Source organism: Micrococcus sp. iso_229, assembly GCF_058072725.1.
Window position 1 is genome coordinate 1,235,782 of the sequence record NZ_CM176514.1, and the last position, 21,870, is coordinate 1,257,651.

A 21,870-nucleotide genomic window follows, 5' to 3' on the forward strand; every position below is an offset into this window, starting at 1 on the left:
GTCAGCGTCCGCCGCGCCCGCGCAGGTAGCGCTCGAACTCCCGCGCGATCGACTCGCCCGAGGCCTCCGGCAGCTGCTGGGTGTCCTGGGCCTCCTCGAGCTGCCGGACGTAGGCGGCGACGTCGGGGTCCTCGGCGGCCAGCTCGTCCACGCCGCGCTGCCAGGCCCTCGCGTCGTCCTCCAGCCCGCGCGTGGACACGCTCACGTGCAGCAGGTCCTCGACCGCCTCGACCAGCCCGAGCAGCGTCTTGGGGGAGGGCGCCTGCGCCACGTAGTGGGGCACCGTCCCCCACAGCGAGAGGCTCGGCAGGCCGCGGCGGGCGGCGTCGTCCGCGATGACGCCGATGATCCCGGTGGGCCCCTCGTAGACCGGACGGTCCGCGCCGACGGCCACCCGCACGTCCACGAGCGGTGAGGTCGGGCGGGCGCGCAGGGGCCGGGTGTGGGGCACGTCCGCCAGCAGCGCGCCGAGCGTCACGACGGCGTCCACGTCGCGCGCGGCGGCCGCCGTGAACAGCTCCTCGAGGAACGCGCGCCACCGCACGTTCGGCTCCACGCCGACGGCGAGGAGCACGCGCACCCCGTCCGGCGGGGCGGCCTCGCCGGCGACGGGCCGGCCCTCCCGGTCCAGGAGCGCCTCGTGCAGGGTGACCGCCGGCCAGTCCAGCGTCCCCAGCCCGTCCGCGTCGCGCCGGACCAGGGGTCGAGTGACCTGGTAGTCGTAGAACTCGCCGTCGCACACCCGTCCCGCGTCTGCGGCGTCCCACTGCTCCCGCAGCGCGCCCAGGGCCCCGGTCGCGGCCTCCCCGGCGTCGTTCCATCCCTCGAAGGCCAGCAGCAGGACCGTGGGGGCCCGCCGCCCGGCCTCGAGCGCGTCCACGGTCGCCGTCAGGTGGGTCCGCAGCGGGCCCAGGGCGTCGTCCGGCTGGTCCTCGGAGGTAGCGTCGGTCATGGCGGCCAGCCTAGACACGGCCCGACGACGGGGTCACGGCCCGCGACCCGCCCGGCACACCCCGGCGGCGGCGCTCGATAGGATGCACTCCATGTCCCGCCACCCCGCGCCCGCCCCGGACGACCGTGCCCGCCGCCTGCCGCGCGCCGTCCTGTGGGACATGGACGGCACCCTCGTGGACACCGAGCCCCTGTGGAACGCCGTCCAGCGCCGGCTGGTGATCGAGCACGGCGGCACCTGGTCGGATGACCTGGCCGCCTCCCTCGTGGGACGCCCCCTGGACGAGGGAGCGCGCCGCCTGCAGGAGGCCGGGCTCGACCTGCCCGTGCAGCGGATCATCGACCTGACGATGGACGAGGTCGTCCAGGGGGTCGTCAACGGGGTGCCGTGGCGGCCGGGCGCCCGAGAGCTGCTCGTCGCGCTCGCCGAGGCCGGCGTGCCGGGCGCCCTCGTGACGATGTCCCACGCCCCGCTGGCCCGCGCGCTGGCCGAGCGGGCGCCGGCGGGCACGCTGGACGTCGTCGTCTCGGGGGACATGGTCGCCCGGGGCAAGCCCGACCCGGAGGCGTACCGGCTGGGCCTGCAGCTGCTGGCCGAGCGGACACCGGGGCTGACGGCCGTCGACTGCGTGGCGGTCGAGGACTCCCCGGTGGGCGTCGGCGCGGCCGTGGCCGCGGGCCTGCCCACGGTCGGCGTGCCCAGCGTGCTGCCGCTGCCGGCGGGGCTCGCGACCGTCGAGTGGACGACGCTCGCTGGCCGCACACCGGCCGACCTCGCCGCGGTCCGTCGGATCGCCGCCGCGCGTGGGCCCGGGGCGGACGGGGCCGGATGAGCGGGCCCGCCTCCGTCCGGCTGGGCACGATCGCCGGCGCACCGGTGCGCCTGTCCTGGTCCTGGCTCCTGATCGCCGCGGTCATCACCCTCGCGTTCGGCCCGCAGATCCAGCGCGCGCTGCCCTCACTCGGCGGCGGCGCCTACGCCGTGGCCCTGGGGTACGCCGTGCTCCTGGCCCTCTCCGTCCTGGCCCACGAGGCCGCCCACGCCCTCACCGGCCGTGCCTTCGGCCAGCGCACCGAGGAGATCGCGCTCACCCTGTGGGGCGGGCACACCCAGTTCCGCAGCCCGTCCGCCCGGCCGCTGGACACGGTGCTCACCGCGATGGCCGGCCCCACCGCGAACCTCGTGCTCGCGGGCCTCGCCCACCTGGCGGCCCGCGCCGTGCCCGGCCCGTCCGTCCCCGCCCTGCTGCTCGAGGTCACGGTGTGGGCCAATCTCCTCCTGGCCGCGTTCAACGCGCTGCCGGGCACCCCGCTCGACGGCGGCCGCATGGTCGAGTCCGCCGTCTGGGCCGCCACCGGCTCCCGGGCCCGCGGCGTCGAGGCGGCCGGCTGGGCCGGTCGCGTCGTCGCGGTGGGCGTCCTCGCGGCGGTGCTCGGCCCCCCGATCCTCGCGGGCCGCGCGCCGGACCTGTTCGTCGTCGTCCTGGCGGCCTGGGTCGCCCTCACCCTGTGGCGGGGCGCGGACGACGCCGTGCGCCACGGGCGCTGGAGCCGCCGGCTGGAGACCCTGCGGCTCGAGCAGGTCGAGACGCCCGCCGTCGCCCTGCCCGAGCACCTCGGCGTCGCGGAGGCCCTGGCCCAGGCGGACGACGGCCGCCGCGCCGTCGTGGCCGTGGACGGGGCCGGTCGGCCCCGCGGCGTGCTGGACCTCACGGCCGCGGCGGCCCTCACCCCGGCGCGCCGCACGACCACCGCCCTGGCCGCGGTCGCGGTCGCGCTGGCCCCGGAGGCCGTCCTCGTCCGCGATGACGTCCCCGCCTCCGGTCCCGACCTGGCCGCCCGCCTGGCCGACCCCCAGACCCCCGTGTGGGTACTGACCGACGCGCACGGCCTCGTGCGCTCCGTGGTGCCCCGCGAGACGATCCTCGCCGCCGTCGACGCGACGCGGCGTCCCTGAACCGAAGGAGCCCCCCCATGACCGAACCCACTGGCGTGAGCGCGCGCCGCGGCCCCCTGCGGGCCGGCCAGCGCGTGCAGATCAAGGACGCGAAGGGCCGCCTCAACACGATCACCCTGCTGCCCGGCGGGGAGTTCCACAGCTACCAGGGCGTGCTGCGGCACGACGACCTGATCGGCGGCTTCGAGGGCGTCGTGGTCGAGAACTCGGCCGGCCAGCCGTACCAGGTGCTGCGCCCCCTGCTGAACGACTTCGTCCTGTCCATGCCCCGCGGCGCCACGGTGGTCTACCCGAAGGACGCGGCGCAGATCGTGCAGCAGGCGGACATCTTCCCGGGCGCCGTCGTGGTCGAGGCCGGCGTGGGCTCCGGTGCCCTGTCCATGTCCCTGCTGCGCGCCGTGGGCGACCACGGTCGCCTGCACTCCTACGAGCGTCGCCCGGAGTTCGCGGACGTCGCCCGGGCCAACGTGGAGGCCTTCTTCGGCGCCGAGCACCCCGCCTGGTCGGTGCACCTCGGCGACGCGCAGGAGGAGATGCTCACGGTCCACGAGCCGGGCTCCGTGGACCGGGTGGTCCTGGACATGCTGGCCCCGTGGGAGTGCCTCGACGCCGTCGCCGAGGTCCTGGCCCCCGGCGGTGTGTGGCTGAACTACGTGGCCACCGCCACCCAGCTCTCCCGCGTGGCCGAGGCCATCCGGGACTCGGGCCGCTTCACGCAGGTCGAGGCCAACGAGACCCTCGTGCGCGGCTGGCACCTGGACGGGCTCGCCGTGCGCCCCGACCACCGCATGGTCGCGCACACCGGCTTCCTCCTCACGGCCCGCCGCCTCGCCTCGGGCGAGGAGGCGCTGCGTCTGAAGAAGCGCTCCAAGGTCTCCGAGTTCAAGGCCGAGGACGTCGAGGCCTGGCAGCCGGCCGACGAGGCCCGGTGGACGCCCGAGGCCCTCGGCGAACGGCCGATCACGGACAAGAAGGCGCGCAAGGCGGCGAAGGAGGCCCGCCTCATGGCCGCGCGGTCACGCGCCGCCGAGCAGGGCGTGGACGCGTACGGTGGGAGGACCCCGACCGGGGAGCAGGACTGAGTGGACGGAGCACCGGTGGACCACCACGCGCAATCAGGCACGGAGCACGCCGAGCAGCGCCTCGCCGAGGCGCGGGAGCTGCTGCGGCAATCCCAGGCCGAGGCCGAACGGCTGCGGCACCAGCTGCAGTCCGCCCAGCGGCACGCCGCCGGTCTGAGCGAACGCCGTCGGGCCGCCGAGGCCCAGACGCAGACGGCCGCCCGCAACAACCGGCGCATGGTCGAGCTGCTCGAGGCCACGCGCGCCGAGATCACCACGCTCAAGGAGAACCTGGACGCCGTCACGCATCCGCCGTTCACCTTCGCCACCCTCGAGGCCGTCCACGCCCCGCGCGAGCCCGAGGAGGGCGTGGAGACCGGCGCCGTGGTGCGCGGGGGAGCGGACGTCGTGCAGAACGGCCGGCGGCTGCGCGTGACGGTCTCCCCGCTGCTCGACGCCGGCCGCCTCACCCCCGGCGCCCAGGTGTTGCTGGACGAGTCCAGCTCGATCGTCGGCGTCGCCCCGGGCACGGGGTCGGGTCAGCTGCTGCGCGTCAAGGAGGCGCTGCCCGACGGCGGCCTCGTCCTGGCCGGCACGGCGGACGAGGAGCGCATGGTGCGGCGCGCGCCCGCGCTGGAGGGCGTCGACCTGCGCCACGGGGACGCCGTCACCGTGGACGCCCGCGTCGAATGGGCGCTGCGGCGGGTCGAGCTGTCCGAGGTGGACGAGGTGCTGCTGGAAGAGGTCCCGGACGTCACATTCGAGGACATCGGCGGCCTCGGCCCGCAGATCGACCGGATCCGCGAGGCCGTCGAGATCCCGTTCCTGCACCCCGAGGTCTACCGCGAGCACGGCCTGCGCGCCCCCAAGGGGATCATGCTGTACGGCCCGCCCGGCACCGGCAAGACCATGCTCGCCAAGGCCGTGGCCAACGCCCTCTCGGCCCGCAGCGCGGACGGCGAGCGCTCGTTCTTCCTCAACGTCAAGGGACCCGAGCTGCTGAACAAGTACGTGGGCGAGACCGAGCGGCAGATCCGCGTCATCTTCGACCGGGCCCGCGAGAAGGCCGACGCCGGCTTCCCCGTGGTCATCTTCTTCGACGAGATGGAGTCGCTGTTCCGCACGCGCGGCTCCGGCGTCTCCTCGGACGTGGAGACCACGATCGTCCCGCAGCTGCTCACCGAGATCGACGGCGTCGAGGCCCTCGAGAACGTGATCGTCATCGGCGCCTCCAACCGCGAGGACATGATCGACCCCGCCGTGCTCCGCCCCGGCCGGCTCGACGTGAAGATCCGCGTGGACCGTCCCGACGCCGCCGGCGCCGCCGAGATCATGGCCAAGCACCTCACCGCGGACGTGCCCCTGCACGCCGACGACGTCGCGGCGGCCGGCTCCGCGGACGCGGCCCGCGCGACGCTCATCGCCCGAACGGTGGCCGCCCTCTACGACCGCGGCGCGGACACCGCGCTGGCGGAGCTGACGGACGTGTCCGGCACGACCCACGCCCTGCACCTGGCCGACCTCGTCTCGGGCGCCGTGGTGGCCGACGTCGTGGACCGGGCCAAGCGGCACGCGGTCCGCGACTACCTCGCCGCCGGCCAGGCCCCGGCCGCGCTCGGCGTCCGCGAGGGCCACCTGCGCGAGGCCGTGGCCGCGGTGCTGGAGGACCAGACGGACCTGCTGGCCACGGTCGCGCCCGCCGAGTGGGCGCGCACCTCCGGCTGGCGCGGTCCTCGGCTGCGCTCGCTGCGCATGGTCCGGGGGGTCGAGGCATGAGCGCGTTCGGCCGCGGGACCGCGGACGGCTTCGCCCGGGCCGCCGCCGTCGACGTCGGCCCGACCCCCGCCTTCGAGGGCCAGCGTCGGCTGTTCCACGGCGCGGCCGTGCCCCCGAACGGGCGGGACGCCGCCGGCTGGGGCGTGCACCGGGTGATGGGCACGGAGACCGAGTTCGGCATCCACGCGCCGGCCAACCCGGGGGCGCACCACAGCGTGCTCTCGGTCGAGCTCGTGAACGCGTACGCGGACCTGGTCACCCGCTCCGGCTCGGCGGTGGCCGGCACGGAGTGGGACTACACGGGGGAGTCGCCGCTCGTGGACGCGCGGGGCTGGCGGCTGCCGCGTTCGGCGGCGCACCCCTCGCAGCTGACCGACGAGGCGCTCGTGGGCCCGGACGGGGAGCCCGTGCACCTGCTGCTGTCCACCGTGCTGGCCAACGGCGCGCGCTGGTACGTGGACCACGCCCACCCGGAGTACTCGTCGCCGGAGACGACCACCCCGCGGGACGCCATGGTCTGGGACGCCGCCGGGGACCTGGTCGCGCAGGCGGCGGCCGAGCACATCGGCCAGGCCGAGGGCGCCCCGGAGGTGCTGGTCTACAAGAACAACGTGGACGGCAAGGGCCGGTCCTACGGCGCGCACGAGAACTACCTCGTGGCCCGGTCCCTCGACTTCGAGGAGCTCACCGCCGTCCTGCTGCCGTTCTTCGCGGCACGGCAGGTGCTCGTGGGCGCGGGCCGCGTGGGACTCGGCCCGGCGGGGGAGCGGCCGGGCTTCCAGCTGTCCCAGCGGGCCGACTACTTCGAGGAGCCCGTGGGGCTGGAGACCACGATCCACCGGCCGATCGTCAACACGCGGGACGAGCCGCACGCCCGTCCCGAGGCCTACCGCCGACTCCACGTGATCATCGGTGACGCGACGCTGAGCCAGCACGCCACGTGGCTGCGGATGGGCATGACCGCGCTCGTCCTCGCGATGGCCGAGGCTGGGACGGCGCCCCGGCTCACCCTGGACGACCCGGTGGCCGCGCTGCAGACGATCAGCCACGACCCGGGCCTGCGGGCCACGGTGCCGCTGCTCGAACACACCGCGGACGGCCCCGTGCGCCGGCACTGGACCGGGTTGCAGATCCTGCGCTCCTACCTGGACGCGGCCCGCGCCCACTGCGCCGCCTTCGGGGTGACGGATCCGCAGACGCACGAGGTGCTGGAGGCCTGGGCCATCGACCTCGACGACGCCACCGCGGATCCCCTGTCCCTGAGCGACCGCGCCGACTGGGCGGCCAAGCTGCGCGTCCTCGAGGGCCTGCGAGCCCGCGCGGGTGCGGACTGGACCGACCCCCGCCTCGCGATGGTGGACCTGCAGTACGCCGACCTGCGCCCGGCCCGCTCCCTGCACCGCCGGCTCGTGGCCGCCGACGCGCTCCGGACGCTCGCCGACGAGGCGGAGATCCGTGCCGCCGTCGCCACGCCGCCGCGGGCCACCCGTGCGTGGACCCGCGGCAACCTCGTGGGCCGCCACGGTGACCGCGTGGCCGGCGCCGCGTGGGAGACGCTGCTGCTGCGCGGGGCGGGGGAGCGGGTGCACCGGCTGCACCTGGCCGAGCCGCTGGTCGGCGCCGCCGTGGACCTGCCCGGCTGGTGGGAGGACGCCGCCACGCCCCGGCCCGACGACGAGGCGCTCGTGGCCACGCTGCCGCCGCTGTTCGGCGCGCGGGCCTGAGGTGCGGGCGGGCGCTCAGCCCGTGACTGCCGCGCGCACGCGGCCCAGCAGGGCGTCCGCCCGCGCGACGAGACGGTCCGCCCGGTCGACGTCGGTGCGCAGGATGCCCTCCAGGCCCTCGTCGCGGAGGGGGCCCAGGTTGGTCTCGAGGGTGACCGCGGCGGCGGTGAGGCCGCCCCGGATGCAGCCGAGCGCCGCACCGACGTCGGAGAGCACGTTCGGGTTCGCCGCATCCAGCACACGCTCGGCCACGTCCAGTGCACGCTCGGCGGCGTCGACGATCCCGCGGGGTGGCCGGACGGCCTCGGTCAGGGCGGCCTGGATCGCGGCCGAGCGCCGGGACCGGGCCTCCGGGGTGTCGCGGGGCAGCCCGAACGCCTCGGCCACGGCGCCGAAGCCCCGCTCGTCGCCGTCGGCGAGGCCGAGGCACGCCGCGATCAGGCCCTCCGATGCCCGGGCGTCCTCCTCGGCCGCGCTGAACCGGGCCGCCATGGCCAGCAGTCCGGCGCCCTCGGCCACCGCCAGCGCGCCAGTCGCGCCGCCGCCGGGGGTGGGCTCGCCGGAGGCGAGGCGCCCCAGATAGCTCTCGATGCTCTCGTCGCGGATCATGCCCCCACGGTGCCAGACCGGGCCCGACCGCGGCCCGCCCTCAGGCGCGCTCCCAGGAGGCGACCGGCCCCGGGACGATCGTGAACAGCGGGTGCACGTCGGGGACGGGCGTGTCCGACCACCGTTCGAGCCAGGCGGGGCTGCGCGCGGCCAGCTTGGCGCACAGGTGACGCCACTCCAGGTCGCGCTGGCCCGTGGTGGCCGGGATCGGTGCGAGACCGGCGGGCGGGATGCGCACCGCGCCGTCGAGGACGGGGCACGGCCGGTCGATCCGGGAGTGGTCGAAGCGATAGCCGCGCGCCGTGGCCTCGGCCTCGATGCCGGAGAGGAACGCGCCGACGGCACCGGACGGGTCCGGGTGCTCCCGGAACCTCAGCAGCTGCGGGTGGTCCCGATACCCCCGCGTGCGGCCCGCCAGGACGGCCTGGGCGAGCAGGGCTTCGCGCCAGGCGCCCGTCAGGCCCTGACGGTCGAGGTGGCGGGGATGAAGGGTCCACAGGCGCATGCCCCCATCCTGCCAGCGTGGGGCAACCCGGGGACGTGGGGCTGAAACGTGGCCCGCGCGTGGGGCAGGATGGGTGGACGCGGACGGAGCACACCGACCCGCGTCGACGTACGAGGAGGCCACCATGTCCCAGGAGCAGATCCGCCCACGCCCGTCCGGCGGCGACGACGAGACCGGCGCCGCGGCGGGCCAGGCGCACGTGAAGCCCGCGGCCCAGGACCAGGGCCTGGACAGCCTGCTGGACGAGATCGACTCGGTGCTCGAGTCCAATGCCGAGGAGTTCGTCAAGGGCTTCGTCCAGAAGGGCGGCCAGTGACCGACGCGGACCGCGCCCGCCGGATCTTCGGGCTGGAGACGGAGTACGGCGTCCAGCACTGGAACCCGGAGGGGCGCCCGCTCAGTCCCGAAGAGGTCGTCCGCTACCTCTTCCGGCCCGTCGTCGAGTGGGGGCGGTCCTCGAACGTGTTCGTGACCAACGGCTCGCGGCTCTATCTCGACGTCGGCTCCCACCCCGAGTACGCGACCGCCGAGTGCTCGACACTCGACGAGCTCATCGCCTCGGACGGGGCGGGGGACCTGCTGCTGCACGACCTCGTGGTCCAGGCCGAGGAGCGCATGGCCATGGACGGGGTCGGCGGCCGGATCCACCTCTACCGCAACAACGCCGACTCCTCGGGCAGTTCCTACGGCTCCCACGAGAACTACCTGCTGCGCCGGCGCACCGAGTACCGGCGGCTCACCGAGGCGCTCGTCCCGTTCCTCGTCTCCCGGCAGATCCTCGTGGGCGCGGGCCGCGTCGTCCCCGCCGGCACGTGGCCCGAGGGCGAGGGCCCGGCCCACTTCGCGTTCTCCCAGCGCGCCGACTTCGTGCAGGACGGCGTGTCCTCCTCCACCACGCGGTCCCGGCCGATCATCAACACGCGGGACGAACCGCACGCGGACGCCTCCGAGTACCGGCGCCTCCACGTGATCGTGGGGGACACGAACCTCTCCGAGCACACCCACCTGCTGCGCTTCGGCGCCACCGACCTGCTGCTGCGGATGATCGAGGCGGGCTTCCCGCTCGGGGACCGGGTCGTCGCCAGCCCCACCCGCGCGGTCCGGCAGATCTCCCACGACCTCACCGGCACGGCCCGCATCGCGCTCCGGGAAGGGGAGGCCTCCGCGCTCGAGCTGCAGGAGCACTACCTCGAACGGGCCCGCACCTTCGTCGCCGCGGAGGGCGCCCACCACGACCGGGTGGGGGAGATCATCACCCTGTGGGGCGAGGTGCTCGACGCCGTCCGCACCGGTGACCGGTCCCGCATCGAGGATCGCATCGACTGGGCGATCAAGCTGCGCCTGCTGGAGGACTACCGGGCCCGCCACGACCTGGGCTGGGAGGCGCCCCGCCTCGCCCAGCTGGACCTGGCCTTCCACGACATCGACCCCGACCGGGGGCTGTTCCGCCTGCTGCTCCGGCGCGGCGCCGTCGCCCGCCTGCTGCCCGAGGACGCCGCCCGGTCCGCCCTCGAGACCGCCCCGCCCACCACCCGGGCCCGCGTGAGGGCGGACTTCGTGGCCCGCGCCCGGGAGCGCGGCCTGGACTACGCCGTCGACTGGACGACCCTGAAGCTCACGGACCATCCGCTGCACGCGATCGTGACGAAGGACCCGTTCGACACGTCGTCGGCCGCCGTCGACCGGCTGTTCGAGCGGATCCCCTGACAGCGCGCGCCCAGGACACGCCGTTAGGGTGACACGCATGAGTTCGTTCGAGACCCCCCAGCCCCCGACGGCCCGCCGCCGTCGCCGCCTGCTGCCGCTGCTGTCCCTCGGTGCCGCGGGCCTGATGCTGGCCACCGCCTGCGCCACCGGCGACGACGGGGCGGACCAGCCCCACAGCGACACCGCGTCGGCCTCCACGTCGGCCGCCCCCGAGCGGGCGGCCGTCGGCGAGGGCCAGGGGGAGCCGGACGCCCTGACGGGGGTCACCTTCACGGAGGGCGACGGCGGGGCGCCGACGGTCGAGATCGACGGGGAGATCGACACCGACCAGCCCACCACGCGCGTGCTGACCGCCGGCGAGGGGGAACAGGTGCAGGAGGGCGACGTCCTGAAGATGTCGATCGCCGTCGTCGACCCGGCCAGCGGCGAGGTGGTCGCCGAGAACTTCAGCGGCGAACCGGAAGCCGTGCCTGTGGACGACCAGCTCAAGTCCATGAACCCGGAGATCCACGACATGCTGGTCGGCAACGGCGCCGGCACGATCGTCGCCGCGTACAGCCCCGAGTACGACGTCTCCGTCCCGCAGACCGAGAGCGCGTCGCCGAGCGCCTCCCCCTCCACCCAGACGCAGCCCGCCCAGCTGTTCGTCTACAAGATCGACGCCATCCTGCCGAAGCAGGCCGAGGGCGAGGAGGTGACCGAGCGGGACGAGCGCCTGCCCGACGTCACCGTGGACGAGCAGAGCGGCCGGCCGAGCATCGCGAAGCCCGACGGCGAGGCGCCCCAGGAGCTGGTGGTCCAGCCTCTGATCCAGGGCGAGGGCCGCGAGGTCGGTGCGGACGACACCGTGACCGTGCAGTACGAGGGCGCGAAGTGGTCCGACGGCGAGGTCTTCGACTCGTCCTGGGAGACGGGCCAGGCGATCACGTTCTCCCTCAACCAGGTCATCGAGGGCTGGAAGGAGGGTCTGGCCGGCCAGAAGGTGGGCTCGCGCGTCCTCCTGTCGATCCCGGCCGAGAAGGCCTACGGTGAGCAGGGCAGCCCGCCGGACATCGGCGAGAACGAGCCCCTGCTGTTCGTGGTGGACATCCTGGACGCCCAGGCGCCCGCCACCGAGTCGGCGAACTGACCCCGTCCACGAGAACCCCAGAGGAGAGCACCGTGTCCTTCGGACAGCGCGACTACGACCGCACCAAGCCCGAGATCGACTTCCCGGGCGAGACCCCGCCCACCGAGCTCGTGGTGGAGGACCTGATCGAGGGCTCCGGCCCGGCCGTCGAGGCCGGCTCCCGCGTGCAGGTCCACTACGTGGGCGTGGCCTGGTCCACCGGCGAGGAGTTCGACGCCTCGTGGAACCGCGGCACCCCGCTGCCCCTGACCGTCGGCGTCGGCCAGGTCATCGCCGGCTGGGACCAGGGCCTGCTCGGCATGAAGGTCGGCGGCCGCCGCCGCCTCGAGATCCCGCCGCACCTGGGCTACGGCGCCCGCGGTGCCGGCTCCGCGATCGGGCCGAACGAGACGCTCATCTTCGTCTGCGACCTCGTCTCGGTCGACTGACCCCGGACGCCCGCCCGTGACCCCACCCGCCCCGCGGCGCGCCGGCGACGAGGCCGCCGAACGCATCATCTCGCTGCTGTGGCTGCTGCTCTCGGCGCCGCAGGGCCTGGAGCGCGATCGGATCCGACGGCAGGTCGTCGGCTATGAGGGGCTCACGGACGCCGCCTTCGAGAAGCTCTTCCAGCGGGACCGCCGCGTGCTGCGCGCCGTGGGGGTCCCGCTGGAGACGCTCGAACCCGCGGGCTTCGACGAGGGCGAGGCGGGGGTGCGGCACCGCGTCGTCCGCGATGCACTGCTGCTGCGCGACCTCGACCTCACCGTGGACGAGCGCCGCGCCCTCGTGCGGGCGCGGCGCCTGTGGGGGGACTCGCCGCTGCGCGCCGACGTCGTCCGCGCCGTGGGCCTGCTGTTCCAGCCCGCCACCGACCTCACGGGCGACGACGAGCTGGCCGGGTACCACACCCTCATGCCCCGGGCCGACCCCCGGCTCGAGGCCCTCACCCAGGCTGTGGCCGACGAGGCCGTGCTGCGCTTCCCCTACCGCGACGCGCGGGGGCGGGCCACCCGGCGCACCGTGCGGGCCTGGTTCCTCACCCTCGTGCGCGGCCGCTGGTACCTCACCGGCTGGGACCTCGACCGCGCCGCCGAGCGCAGCTTCCGGCTCACCCGGATGGAGGGGGAGCCGCGCCGCCTCGAGCGCGCGACGGACGCCCCCGGCCGTCCCGAGGACCACGACCATGCCGACCTCGTGGCGCGCCTGGCCGGACAGGCCGACGCCGAGCGGGTCCGCGTGTGGCTCGCGCCCGGCCGGGGCCAGGGCGTCCGCGCGGTCGGTGAGCCCGCCGAGCCCCGCGTCGAGGACGGTGCCGCACCGGGACCCGACTGGGAACTCTGGGAGGCCCCCGCCGGGCCTCGCGAGGACGGCCTCGCCGCGGAGATCGGCGGCCTGCTGGGCTGCGCCGTGCCCTCGGCCGCGCACCTGGACCTGACCGACCGCGTCCGCGCGGGCCTGGCCGCCGCGGCGGAGGCCCACGCCGGCCCCGCCGACCCGGCCCTGCTCGAGGTGGCGCTCGCCGCGCCCGTCCGGCGCCGCGCCCGCGACTCGAGCGAGGACCTCGTGGGCCGCCTGCTGGACATCGTGGGGCTGGCCAACCGGGCCGGTGGGGTGGACCGGGCGGAGCTGCGCGCCCGCCTCGGCATCACCGACGAGCGCCTCGACGCCGACCTCGAGACGCTGCGCTACTGCGGCATGCCCGAGCGCGACTTCCCCGGCTTCCAGTTCGAGGTGGCGGAGGTGGGCGGCCGCGTCCATGTGGAGCGCGCCGCCGACCTGGCCGGCCCCGTGCGGCTGACGCGCCCCGAGGCGCACAGCCTCGTCGCCGCCCTGCAGACGGTCGCGGACCTGCCGGTGCTGGACGAGGCCGACCGCGAGGCCGCCCGGTCCGCTCAGCGCCGGATCCGCGCCGCGGTCCTGGACGCGGGGGCCCCGGACGCGGACGACGCGGACGACGCCGCCCTCCAGGAGGCCGAGGCGCACACCGCCGGCGAGCCCCCGGTCGCCGTCGCCGCCCACTGGGACGTGGCCGTGGACCCCGCGACGGTGCGCACCCTGCTGGCCGCCGTGGCGGAGCGGGCCGTCGTCCACCTGACCTACCGCTCCGTGCATGCCGATGCCCTCACCGAGCGGGACGTGGAGCCGCTGGCCCTGGTGCAGGACGGGGCGCGCCTCTACCTGCAGGCGTGGTGCCGCCGCGCCGAGGACCACCGGGTGTTCCGGGTGGACCGGATCAGCGCGCCCGCACCCACGGGGGAGACGTTCGCGCCCCGGGCCCGGCCCGCGCGCTGGCGGGTCCATCCCGACGACGCCGCGGGGGTGCCCGTGCTGCTGCGCTGGGCCCACCCCGTCCGCGACGCGGCCGCCGGCTACCGCCCGGACGCCCAGGCCGACCTGCCCGACGGCGACCGGCTCACCCGGGTGCATCTGACCGACGCCGGCGTGGCCGCCGCGCTGGTCGGACGCCACGGCGGCGCCGTCGAGGTGCTGGCCCCCGCCGACCTCCGGGCGTCCGTGGCGGACGCGCTGGACGATGCCCTCGCGGCACTGCCGGCGCGGTAGCCTGGACCCCGGAACCCCATCGAAAGGACCCCTCATCATGGCTGGACTCCAGGGCTGGCAGCTCGTCATCATCATCCTGCTCGCGATCCTGCTCTTCGCGGCGCCGAAGCTGCCCGCGATGGCCCGCAACCTCGGCCAGTCGATGCGCATCTTCTCCTCCGAGGTGAAGCAGATGCGCACCGAGGGCAAGGGCACCACGGACGAGCGCTCCGGCGCCGGCTCCACCGCCGCGGACGAGCCGGTCGAGGGCCGCGTCGTCGAGCGTGACGAGACCGACCCGCGCGACCCGCGCTGAGCCGGAAGGACTCCCACCCGATGACCGAGGTCGACGAGGTCGCCCGCCGCACCCGGCGCCGCCGGAAGCGGCGGGACAACCCCACCGGCGAGATGCCGCTGCGCGAGCACCTCACGGAGCTGCGCAACCGACTGCTGAAGTCGGCGCTCGCCGTCGCCGTCGGCATGGTGATCGGGTTCCTCGTCTACCAGCCGGTCATGGCCGAGCTGTACCGGCCGATCAAGGAGCTGTCCGAGCAGGGCTACACCGCGGCGATCGCGTACGACACCGTCGCCTCGCCGTTCGACATCATGCTGAAGATCAGCATGTTCGTCGGCCTCATCCTGTCCAGCCCGGTGTGGCTCTACCAGATCTGGGCGTTCATCGTGCCCGGACTGAAGAAGTCCGAGAAGAAGTACGCCCTCGGCTTCATCGCGGCGGCCGTGCCGCTGTTCGTGTTCGGCCTCGCGCTCGGCTGGCTCGTGATGCCGCAGGCCGTCCAGTTCTTCGGCGGATTCACCCCCGAGGGCGGCGGCATCCTCCCGACGGCGTCGGTGTACATCAGCTTCGTCACGCGTCTCTACCTCGCGTTCGGCGTGGCCATGGTCCTGCCGGTGCTGCTGGTGGGACTGAACATGCTCGGCATCCTGCCGGGCCGCACGATCGTCCACCACTGGCGCATCACCGTCTTCGTGATCATGCTGATCGCCGCGATCGCCGCCCCCGGTGCGGACGCCATCTCCATGTTCTACATGGCCATCCCGCTCGTCGTCCTCTTCGGCGTGGCCATCGCCCTGTGCCTGTGGGGGGACCGTCGTCGCGCCCGCCGCTCGGGGCAGCGCGAGGTGGACGTCGAGGCGGAGCTCGCCGCAGGCCCGAAGCCGCTCGATCAGATCTGAGCGGCGTCCGCCGCGGCCCGCCCGCCCGGATGCACGACCACGACGGTGTCCGGACCCGCCAGTAGGGTGGGGCCATGGCCCACCACCCCGCGTCCGCGACCCCGCACGACGAGCCCGAGCTGAGCCCGGCGGAGCGCTACGCCCGTGCCCGGGCGGCCCGGCACCATGCCGGCTCCGAGCTCGGCCGGTTCGCCGCCCGCGTGGGCTTCCCCCTCGACGACTTCCAACGCCGCGCGTGCGCCGAGGTCGAGGACGGCCACGGCGTCCTCGTCGCGGCGCCCACCGGCGCCGGCAAGACGGTGGTCGGCGAGTTCGCCGTCCACCTGGCCCTGGCCCGCGGCACGAAGGCGTTCTACACCACCCCCATCAAGGCCCTCAGCAACCAGAAGCACGCGGACCTCGCCCGCGTGCACGGCGCGGAGAACGTCGGCCTGCTCACGGGGGACACCTCGGTCAATCCGGACGCGCCCGTCGTCGTGATGACCACCGAGGTGCTGCGCAACATGCTGTACGCGCAGTCGGACACCCTCATCGACCTCGGCTTCGTCGTCATGGACGAGGTCCACTACCTCGCCGACCGGTTCCGGGGCCCGGTGTGGGAGGAGGTCATCATCCACCTGCCCGAGCACGTGCAGCTGATCTCCCTGTCCGCCACGGTGTCCAACGCCGAGGAGTTCGGCGCCTGGCTCGACACGGTCCGGGGCGCCACCACCGTGATCGTCTCCGAACACCGGCCGGTGCCGCTGTGGCAGCACGTCATGGCCGGGGGCCGGCTCTACGACCTGTTCGCCGAGGACATCGCCTTCGAGGACACTGCGGACCGGGACGGGGAGGCCCTGCTCAACCCCGAGCTCAAGCGCCTGGGGGAGGAGGCCGAGCGCCGGTTCCAGCGCGCCGACTGGGGGCGCCCCGGGCGGCAGCAGCACCGCGACGGGCGCGGGGGCGGCACGAAGGGGCGGGCCAGGGGCGGCCGGCACACGGGTCGCGACGGCGGTCGGGGCCGGACCGGCTCGTCCGCACTGGACCGGGAGCGGCCGGTCTCCGGTCGGCCGGGCGGTCACGACGGCGGCCCACGGCGCGGACCGCGGCTGTCCACGTCGCGTCCGGAGATGATCCGGGCCCTGGACCGCGACGGGCTGCTGCCGTGCATCACCTTCATCTTCTCGCGGACCGGCTGCGACGCCGCCGTGGAGCAGTGCCTGCGGGCCGGGCTCGACCTCACCACGGCGCGGGAGAAGGCGCTCGTGGCCGAGCGGGTCGAGGAGGCGGCGCGCCTGCTGCCCGTCGAGGACCTGGAGATCCTCGGGTTCTGGGCGTGGCGGGACGGTCTGTCCCGGGGCTTCGCGGCCCACCACGCCGGCATGCTGCCCCCGTTCAAGGAGGCCGTCGAGGATCTGTTCGCCGCCGGCGCGCTCAAGGCCGTGTTCGCCACGGAGACCCTCGCCCTCGGCATCAACATGCCGGCCCGCTCCGTGGTGATCGAGAAGCTGGTCAAGTTCAACGGCGAGAACCACGTCGACATCACGCCGGGGGAGTACACCCAGCTGACGGGCCGGGCGGGCCGCCGCGGCATCGACGTCGAGGGCCACGCCGTGGTGATGTGGCGTCCCGGACTGGACCCGGCCGCCGTCGCGGGCCTGGCCTCGCGCCGCACGTACCCGCTGCGCTCCTCGTTCCGACCCACCTACAACATGTCCGCGAATCTGCTGGCGCAGGTCGGCGCGGAGCGGGCGCGGGGCATCCTCGAGTCCTCGTTCGCCCAGTTCCAGGCGGACCGCTCCGTGGTGGGCCTGGCCCGCGAGGTCCGTTCGAAGCAGGCGAGCCTCGAGAAGTACGAGGAGGCCATGCAGTGTCACCTCGGCGACTTCGCCGAGTACCTCACCCTGCGCAAGGAGCTCGCGGCCGCGGAGAAGTCCGGCTCGCAGGGACGCCGTCGAGCCCACCTGGCCGCCGTGAAGGACTCGCTCGCGAACCTCGCGGTCGGGGACGTCGTCGAGCTCGACGCCGGCCGCTCGCTCGGCCGGGCCGTCGTCGTGTTCCCCGCCGGCAACCCCCAGAATCCGCGCGTCGGCGTCGTCACGGACAAGGCGCAGCTGCGCCGCATCACGGTGGACGACGTCGCCGGGCCGGTCGAGCCGGTGGCGGGCGCCGCCCTGCCCCAGGTGGTGCAGGTGAAGACGCCCGCGCAGCGCAAGGACGTCGCCGCGCTCATGCGCGAGGCCGTGCGCACGGGCCGCCCGCCCGCCGGTGGCCGCCGCACGGCGGGCTTCCGTCTGCGGGAGGACCCGGCCGCGCCCCGGGTCGAGGAGCTGCGCCGGGCACTGCGCCGCCACCCGTGCCACGGCTGCCAGGACCGCGAGGACCACGCCCGTTGGGGCGACCGCTGGTGGGCCATGCGGCGGGAGGTCTCCGTCCTGCGGGAGCGCATCGCGGGCCGCACCAACACCATCGCCCGCACGTTCGACCGCGTGGTCGGTCTGCTGCGCGCCTACGGCTACGTCCAGGAGGATGCGTCCTCGCCCCGTGCGGCGCTGACGGAGCGCGGCCAGGCCCTGCGCCGGATCTACGGCGAGCGGGACCTGTTCACCTCGCTGGTGCTGCAGGATCCGGCCACGGACGGCCTGACACCGGAGGAGTGGGCCGCCGTCGCCGCGCTGCTCGTGTACCAGGGCAAGGGGGAGACCGAGCCCGGACTGGTCCCGATGCCGACCCCCCGGCTCGCGCGCGTCGCGGAGGCCGCCGAGCGCATCGAGGAGCGCCTGCGCACGGACGAGGCCCAGGCACGGCTCGAGCCCACGCCTCGGACGGACCCCGGGCTGGTGGCGCCCATGCACCGCTGGGTGCGGGGGGCCACCCTGCGCCGCACCCTCGAGGGCGCGGACCTCGCCGCGGGGGACTTCGTCCGCTGGGCGCGACAGGTCATCGACGTGCTGGACCAGCTGGCCAACGTCCCCGGGGACACCCGTCGCAGCCGTGCCTGCCGCCGGGCCGCGGACCTCGTCTCCCGCGGCGTCGTGGCCACCTCGCTGCCGGCGGCCTCGGCGCCGCGCGCGGACGAGGACTGACACGGGCTAGGGTGGGCGGGTGAGCGCACACCTGTTGACCCGCGGCATCATCCACTCGACGACGGACCCGTACGCACAGGCGCTGCTGGTCCGGGACGGGATGATCGCCTGGCTCGGCGCGGACGACTCCGCGGACCGCGTGGCCGACCCGGGTGACGAACGGCGGGACCTCGACGACGCCGTCGTCGTGCCCGTGTTCGTCGAGCCCCTGGCCCGGCCCGCGGACGCGCGTGACGCGCTGAGTCGCGGCACCGCCGTCGTGACGGTCCTGGCCGGGCCCGAGGACACGGGCGCCGCGCCCGCCGACGAGGACGTCCAGACGGTCGTCTACCGGCACGCCGACCGCGTGGACGCCGAGGCGGCCGGGGTGTGGCTGCCCGTCGGGACCGACACCGACCCCGCCACGCTCACCGGCCTCCTGACGGCCTCGACCCAGGCGGGGGAGCAGGCCTACCTCGTCCCCGACGGCGGTGCGGACGCCGGACCCGCCGCCCAGGACGTGGCCCTGGCCGCCCTGCGCTCGGTCGCGGAGGAAGTCGGCACCGCCGCCCTGGGCCGCGTGCGCCATCGGCTCGTGGTCACCCACCCGGTCACCGCCGAGGACCGCGCCTTCCTGGCCGCCGCCGGGGTCAGCGCCACCGTCGTCCCCGACGCGGACGGCGTGCTGCACGCGCCCGTGGCGAGCCTGCTGGCCGACGCCGTCTCCGTGTGCCTGGGCGCCGGCCCGGCCGGGGACCCGTGGGCCGCCGTCCGGTCGGCGCTGTCCCACCCCGACCCGGACGAGCGCATCTCCGCCCGCTCCGCCTTCGCCGCCGCGACCCGCACCCCGCTGCGCGCGCTGCCCGACGCTCCGGCGGCAGGCCTGTCCGTCGCCCCGCGCCTGACCGTGTCGGCCCCGGCCGTGTTCGGCGTCTGGGACGCGGACGCGGTGGCCGTGCAGTCGCCGGACGGCCGGGTGGCGGCGTGGAGCACGGACACCCGGGCCGGCACGCCGCTGCTGCCGGCCCTCGACGCCGAGACCGCCCTGCCCCGCTGGCGGGCCACCTGGGTGGACGGCCGGATCGCCGCGGAGGACGTGGCCCGCGACGCGCGCGACGCCGCGACGCCGGCCTGAGGCCTCTGCTTCCTATACTCGAACGGATGCGATGGCCCGTCCGACCGGCGGGCCGCCCCCACGACCCCGGCCGGAAGGCGAGAACCGCACATGCGCGTGCTGACCATCATCCCCACGTACAACGAGATCGAGTCGCTGCCGCTGACCCTCGGCCGACTCCGTGACGCCGTCCCGGAGTCCGACGTTCTCGTGGTGGACGACGCCTCCCCGGACGGCACCGGCGACTGGGCCGACGCCCGCGCCGCCGAGGACCCCTCGGTGCACGTGCTGCACCGCACCACCAAGGACGGCCTGGGCGGCGCCTACATCGCCGGGTTCCGCTGGGGCCTGGAGCGCGGCTACGACGTCCTGGTCGAGATGGACGCGGACGGCTCGCACCAGCCGGAGCAGCTGCCGCGCCTGCTGGAGGCCGTCCGCACCGCGGACCTGGTGATCGGCTCGCGCCGCGTGCCGGGCGGCAAGATGGTGAACTGGCCGACCTCCCGCAAGATGATCTCGTGGGCCGGCTCCCTGTACCCGCGGATCATGCTCGGCCTCAACCTGACGGACATCACGGCGGGCTACCGCGCCTACCGGGCCGACACGCTCCGTGCGATCGACCTCGACGCGATCGAGTCCAAGGGCTACGGGTTCCAGGTGGACATGACCTTCCGCACGGCGCGCCTCGGCAAGCGGATCGTCGAGGTCCCGATCACGTTCGTGGAGCGTGAGCTCGGCGAGTCCAAGATGAGCGGCGGCATCATCGGCGAGGCCGTGGTCAACGTGACCCGGTGGGGCCTGGCCGCGCGCTGGGAGGGCCTGCGCGCCCGCCTCGGCCTCTGAGGCGCACAGCCCCCGAACGACGACGGGGCCGGATCCATGGCGGATCCGGCCCCGTCGTGCATGGGGGAGCGGCGGTTCAGGCGTCGACCTCCTCGCCGCGGCTGGCGCGCAGCTTGTTGAGCTGGATCTTGTAGGTCTCCTCCAGCTCCTCGAGGCTGCGGCGCTCGCGCAGCATGTCCCAGTGGGTGCGCACGGGCTTGCCCTCGGTCTCAGCCGGCTTCTCGCCGCTGACGAGGAACGCCTCCTTGCCGGTCTTCGAGGTCCAGGTGGCCGGCACGTCCGCCTCCACGGAGAAGGTCACGAACACCTGCTCGCCGTCCTCCGTGCGGTACTCCACCCGCTGCCGGGCGGCGGGCTCGACGCCGGCCTCGGACTCCAGGGACTGCGCGCCCAGGCGCATGCCCCGCAGGCTGCGATCGCTCACGTTTCCTCCTCGTCAGGCCGCGCCGAGGCCCGCGCGGGGGCGCGGGCCGATCGAGGCGCGGCGGGTCGTCCTCACTGATGGAACCATTCAGTGTCCCACAGCATTCCCGTCGGCCTCGCCCGCCGGGCGGGTGCCGGGGGTGCGGCCGGCCGACGGGTCGGGCTCGATCTCCTGCGGCGTGGCCAGGGCCTCGTCGAGCGAGGTCTGCGGCATGTCCTCCGCCGTCACCGCGCCGGCGGTCATCGCGTCCATGACGCCGCTGGCGCGCAGGGCGTCCGCGGTGGTGGGACGGGACCCACGCGGCCGACGCGCGCGCTCCGGGGTGACGCCGACGTGCTCGGCTCCCGGCTCGCCCGCGCGGTCCCCGGAGTCCCGACGCCGGGGTGCGTGCTCCGGGGTGGGGCGGCCGCCGTCGCCGGGGGCGAACGCCTCACCGAGGCCCTGCAGGGCGCGGGTGAGCTCGGCGGGGACCACGAACATGGTGTTGGCCTGGCCGTCGGCGATCTTGGGCAGGGACTGCAGGTACTGGTAGGCCAGGACCTCGGAGTCGGCACCGCCGGAGTGGATGGCGTCGAAGACCACCTCGATCGCCTCGGCCTCGGCGTTGGCGCGCAGCACGCGGGCCTGAGCCTCGCCCTCGGCGGAGAGGATCTGGGACTGACGCTCGCCCTCGGCCGTGAGGATGGCGGCCTGCTTCGTGCCCTCGGCGGTGAGGATGGCGGCGCGGCGGTCGCGCTCGGCGCGCATCTGCTTCTCCATCGAGTCCTGGATGGACATGGGCGGGTCGATGGCCTTGAGCTCCACCCGCGAGACCCGCAGGCCCCAGCGCGTGGTGGCGTCGTCCAGCACGCCGCGCAGCTGGGAGTTGATGGAGTCGCGGGAGGTCAGCGCCTCCTCGAGGTTCATGCCGCCCACGACGTTGCGCAGGGTGGTGGTGGTGAGCTGCTCCACCGCGTGGATGTAGTTGGCGATCTCATAGGTCGCGGCCTTGGCGTCCGTGACCTGGAAGTAGACGACCGTGTCGATGGAGACGACGAGGTTGTCCTCGGTGATCACCGGCTGGGGCGGGAAGGAGACGACCTGCTCGCGCATGTCCACCATCGGGAGCATGCGGTCCACGAACGGGATGATCAGGGTCAGCCCGGCGCCGGCCGTGCGGTTGTACTTGCCGAGGCGTTCGATGTTGGCCGTCCGCGCCTGCGGGATGATCTTGACCGAGGAGGCCACGATCACCGCCGCGAGGACGGCGAGGACGACGAGGACGATGAGGGTTTCCATCGGGGTCCCTTCTTCTGGGGTCGGTGCGGTC

20 protein-coding genes are annotated in these 21,870 nt (G+C 75.0%); 15 read left to right on the forward strand and 5 right to left on the reverse strand.

All coding sequences use genetic code 11. The annotated features are described in order from the left end of the window. Position 1 precedes the first annotated feature (1 nt). Entirely contained in the window at positions 2-952 is a 951-nt protein-coding gene (locus AC3RKA_RS05775) for a PAC2 family protein (RefSeq protein WP_053090914.1), read from the reverse strand. Positions 953-1,043: 91 nt separating this feature from the next. Between AC3RKA_RS05775 and AC3RKA_RS05780 the strand changes: the two genes are divergently transcribed. Genes AC3RKA_RS05780 through dop form a run of 5 tightly spaced genes read left to right on the forward strand, consistent with a single transcriptional unit; the run spans position 1,044 to position 7,469 of the window. Continuing rightward, complete coding sequence (locus AC3RKA_RS05780; protein WP_049161806.1) at positions 1,044-1,784, forward strand: HAD family hydrolase; 741 nt, start codon at positions 1,044-1,046, stop codon at positions 1,782-1,784. Continuing rightward, entirely contained in the window at positions 1,781-2,908 is a 1,128-nt protein-coding gene (locus AC3RKA_RS05785; RefSeq protein WP_049161808.1) for a site-2 protease family protein, read from the forward strand. Before AC3RKA_RS05780 ends, AC3RKA_RS05785 begins: the two co-directional genes overlap by 4 nt. A gap of 17 nt (positions 2,909-2,925) precedes the next feature. Continuing rightward, a complete protein-coding gene (locus AC3RKA_RS05790; protein WP_060774967.1) occupies positions 2,926-3,990 on the forward strand; it encodes a tRNA (adenine-N1)-methyltransferase in 1,065 nt (354 codons plus the stop codon). Next, complete coding sequence (gene arc, locus AC3RKA_RS05795; protein ID WP_060774968.1) at positions 3,991-5,745, forward strand: proteasome ATPase; 1,755 nt, start codon at positions 3,991-3,993, stop codon at positions 5,743-5,745. After that, complete coding sequence (gene dop, locus AC3RKA_RS05800; protein WP_136940512.1) at positions 5,742-7,469, forward strand: depupylase/deamidase Dop; 1,728 nt, start codon at positions 5,742-5,744, stop codon at positions 7,467-7,469. Before arc ends, dop begins: the two co-directional genes overlap by 4 nt. Positions 7,470-7,484: 15 nt before the next feature. On the opposite strand, the gene AC3RKA_RS05805 is transcribed toward dop, so the two are convergent. Together AC3RKA_RS05805 and AC3RKA_RS05810 are read right to left on the reverse strand one after the other, a co-directional pair. Next, the gene (locus AC3RKA_RS05805) at positions 7,485-8,078 is read right to left on the reverse strand and encodes a cyclodeaminase/cyclohydrolase family protein (RefSeq protein WP_489726978.1); all 594 of its coding nucleotides are present in this window, start codon (positions 8,076-8,078) and stop codon (positions 7,485-7,487) included. A gap of 40 nt (positions 8,079-8,118) precedes the next feature. Next, the gene (locus tag AC3RKA_RS05810; protein WP_002855074.1) at positions 8,119-8,583 is read right to left on the reverse strand and encodes a pyrimidine dimer DNA glycosylase/endonuclease V; all 465 of its coding nucleotides are present in this window, start codon (positions 8,581-8,583) and stop codon (positions 8,119-8,121) included. 124 nt (positions 8,584-8,707) lie between these two features. Between AC3RKA_RS05810 and AC3RKA_RS05815 the strand changes: the two genes are divergently transcribed. The 10 genes from AC3RKA_RS05815 to AC3RKA_RS05860 all read left to right on the forward strand — a co-directional run bounded on the left by AC3RKA_RS05815 (position 8,708) and on the right by AC3RKA_RS05860 (position 20,137). Further along, positions 8,708-8,899 carry a ubiquitin-like protein Pup gene (locus AC3RKA_RS05815; protein ID WP_017488237.1) on the forward strand — a complete coding sequence of 64 codons (192 nt, stop codon included), beginning with the start codon at positions 8,708-8,710 and terminating at the stop codon, positions 8,897-8,899. Continuing rightward, on the forward strand, positions 8,896-10,290 hold the full coding sequence (gene pafA, locus AC3RKA_RS05820) for a Pup--protein ligase (RefSeq protein ID WP_227448449.1): 1,395 nt from the start codon (positions 8,896-8,898) through the stop codon (positions 10,288-10,290). Before AC3RKA_RS05815 ends, pafA begins: the two co-directional genes overlap by 4 nt. A gap of 37 nt (positions 10,291-10,327) precedes the next feature. Beyond that, positions 10,328-11,419 carry an FKBP-type peptidyl-prolyl cis-trans isomerase gene (locus AC3RKA_RS05825; protein ID WP_065573075.1) on the forward strand — a complete coding sequence of 364 codons (1,092 nt, stop codon included), beginning with the start codon at positions 10,328-10,330 and terminating at the stop codon, positions 11,417-11,419. 32 nt (positions 11,420-11,451) lie between these two features. Then, a complete protein-coding gene (locus AC3RKA_RS05830) occupies positions 11,452-11,847 on the forward strand; it encodes an FKBP-type peptidyl-prolyl cis-trans isomerase (protein WP_010078659.1) in 396 nt (131 codons plus the stop codon). A 16-nt stretch (positions 11,848-11,863) separates the two neighbouring features. Beyond that, positions 11,864-13,963 (forward strand): helix-turn-helix transcriptional regulator, encoded by a 2,100-nt coding sequence (locus tag AC3RKA_RS05835; RefSeq protein ID WP_002855079.1) that lies wholly within the window; start codon positions 11,864-11,866, stop codon positions 13,961-13,963. 37 nt (positions 13,964-14,000) lie between these two features. Beyond that, the gene (locus tag AC3RKA_RS05840) at positions 14,001-14,258 is read left to right on the forward strand and encodes a twin-arginine translocase TatA/TatE family subunit (RefSeq protein WP_002855080.1); all 258 of its coding nucleotides are present in this window, start codon (positions 14,001-14,003) and stop codon (positions 14,256-14,258) included. A 20-nt stretch (positions 14,259-14,278) separates the two neighbouring features. Then, positions 14,279-15,136 carry a twin-arginine translocase subunit TatC gene (gene tatC / locus AC3RKA_RS05845; RefSeq protein WP_098471709.1) on the forward strand — a complete coding sequence of 286 codons (858 nt, stop codon included), beginning with the start codon at positions 14,279-14,281 and terminating at the stop codon, positions 15,134-15,136. 74 nt (positions 15,137-15,210) lie between these two features. Then, positions 15,211-18,201, forward strand: coding sequence for a DEAD/DEAH box helicase (locus AC3RKA_RS05850; RefSeq protein WP_206399696.1), 2,991 nt, complete (start codon positions 15,211-15,213; stop codon positions 18,199-18,201). Between the two features lie 19 nt (positions 18,202-18,220). Beyond that, positions 18,221-19,315 (forward strand): hypothetical protein, encoded by a 1,095-nt coding sequence (locus AC3RKA_RS05855; RefSeq protein ID WP_216879339.1) that lies wholly within the window; start codon positions 18,221-18,223, stop codon positions 19,313-19,315. Between the two features lie 90 nt (positions 19,316-19,405). After that, positions 19,406-20,137 (forward strand): polyprenol monophosphomannose synthase, encoded by a 732-nt coding sequence (locus tag AC3RKA_RS05860; protein ID WP_036315073.1) that lies wholly within the window; start codon positions 19,406-19,408, stop codon positions 20,135-20,137. A gap of 76 nt (positions 20,138-20,213) precedes the next feature. Here AC3RKA_RS05860 and AC3RKA_RS05865 read toward each other — a convergent pair whose 3' ends face one another. After that, a complete protein-coding gene (locus tag AC3RKA_RS05865) occupies positions 20,214-20,561 on the reverse strand; it encodes an RNA polymerase-binding protein RbpA (RefSeq protein WP_060774975.1) in 348 nt (115 codons plus the stop codon). Between the two features lie 87 nt (positions 20,562-20,648). Next, on the reverse strand, positions 20,649-21,839 hold the full coding sequence (locus AC3RKA_RS05870) for an SPFH domain-containing protein (protein ID WP_098471713.1): 1,191 nt from the start codon (positions 21,837-21,839) through the stop codon (positions 20,649-20,651). Positions 21,840-21,870: the final 31 nt, after the last annotated feature.

Bases quoted from the DNA above. Each gene is read 5' to 3' on its own strand.
- tatC (WP_098471709.1), top strand. From the start codon at position 14,279: ATGACCGAGGTCGACGAGGTCGCCCGCCGCACCCGGCGCCGCCGGAAG.
- dop (WP_136940512.1), top strand. From the start codon at position 5,742: ATGAGCGCGTTCGGCCGCGGGACCGCGGACGGCTTCGCCCGGGCCGCC.
- AC3RKA_RS05780 (WP_049161806.1), top strand. From the start codon at position 1,044: ATGTCCCGCCACCCCGCGCCCGCCCCGGACGACCGTGCCCGCCGCCTG.
- AC3RKA_RS05860 (WP_036315073.1), top strand. From the start codon at position 19,406: ATGCGCGTGCTGACCATCATCCCCACGTACAACGAGATCGAGTCGCTG.
- AC3RKA_RS05805 (WP_489726978.1), bottom strand. From the start codon at position 8,078: ATGATCCGCGACGAGAGCATCGAGAGCTATCTGGGGCGCCTCGCCTCC.
- AC3RKA_RS05775 (WP_053090914.1), bottom strand. From the start codon at position 952: ATGACCGACGCTACCTCCGAGGACCAGCCGGACGACGCCCTGGGCCCG.
- AC3RKA_RS05870 (WP_098471713.1), bottom strand. From the start codon at position 21,839: ATGGAAACCCTCATCGTCCTCGTCGTCCTCGCCGTCCTCGCGGCGGTG.
- AC3RKA_RS05785 (WP_049161808.1), top strand. From the start codon at position 1,781: ATGAGCGGGCCCGCCTCCGTCCGGCTGGGCACGATCGCCGGCGCACCG.
- AC3RKA_RS05815 (WP_017488237.1), top strand. From the start codon at position 8,708: ATGTCCCAGGAGCAGATCCGCCCACGCCCGTCCGGCGGCGACGACGAG.
- AC3RKA_RS05790 (WP_060774967.1), top strand. From the start codon at position 2,926: ATGACCGAACCCACTGGCGTGAGCGCGCGCCGCGGCCCCCTGCGGGCC.
- AC3RKA_RS05825 (WP_065573075.1), top strand. From the start codon at position 10,328: ATGAGTTCGTTCGAGACCCCCCAGCCCCCGACGGCCCGCCGCCGTCGC.
- AC3RKA_RS05850 (WP_206399696.1), top strand. From the start codon at position 15,211: ATGGCCCACCACCCCGCGTCCGCGACCCCGCACGACGAGCCCGAGCTG.
- AC3RKA_RS05840 (WP_002855080.1), top strand. From the start codon at position 14,001: ATGGCTGGACTCCAGGGCTGGCAGCTCGTCATCATCATCCTGCTCGCG.
- AC3RKA_RS05810 (WP_002855074.1), bottom strand. From the start codon at position 8,583: ATGCGCCTGTGGACCCTTCATCCCCGCCACCTCGACCGTCAGGGCCTG.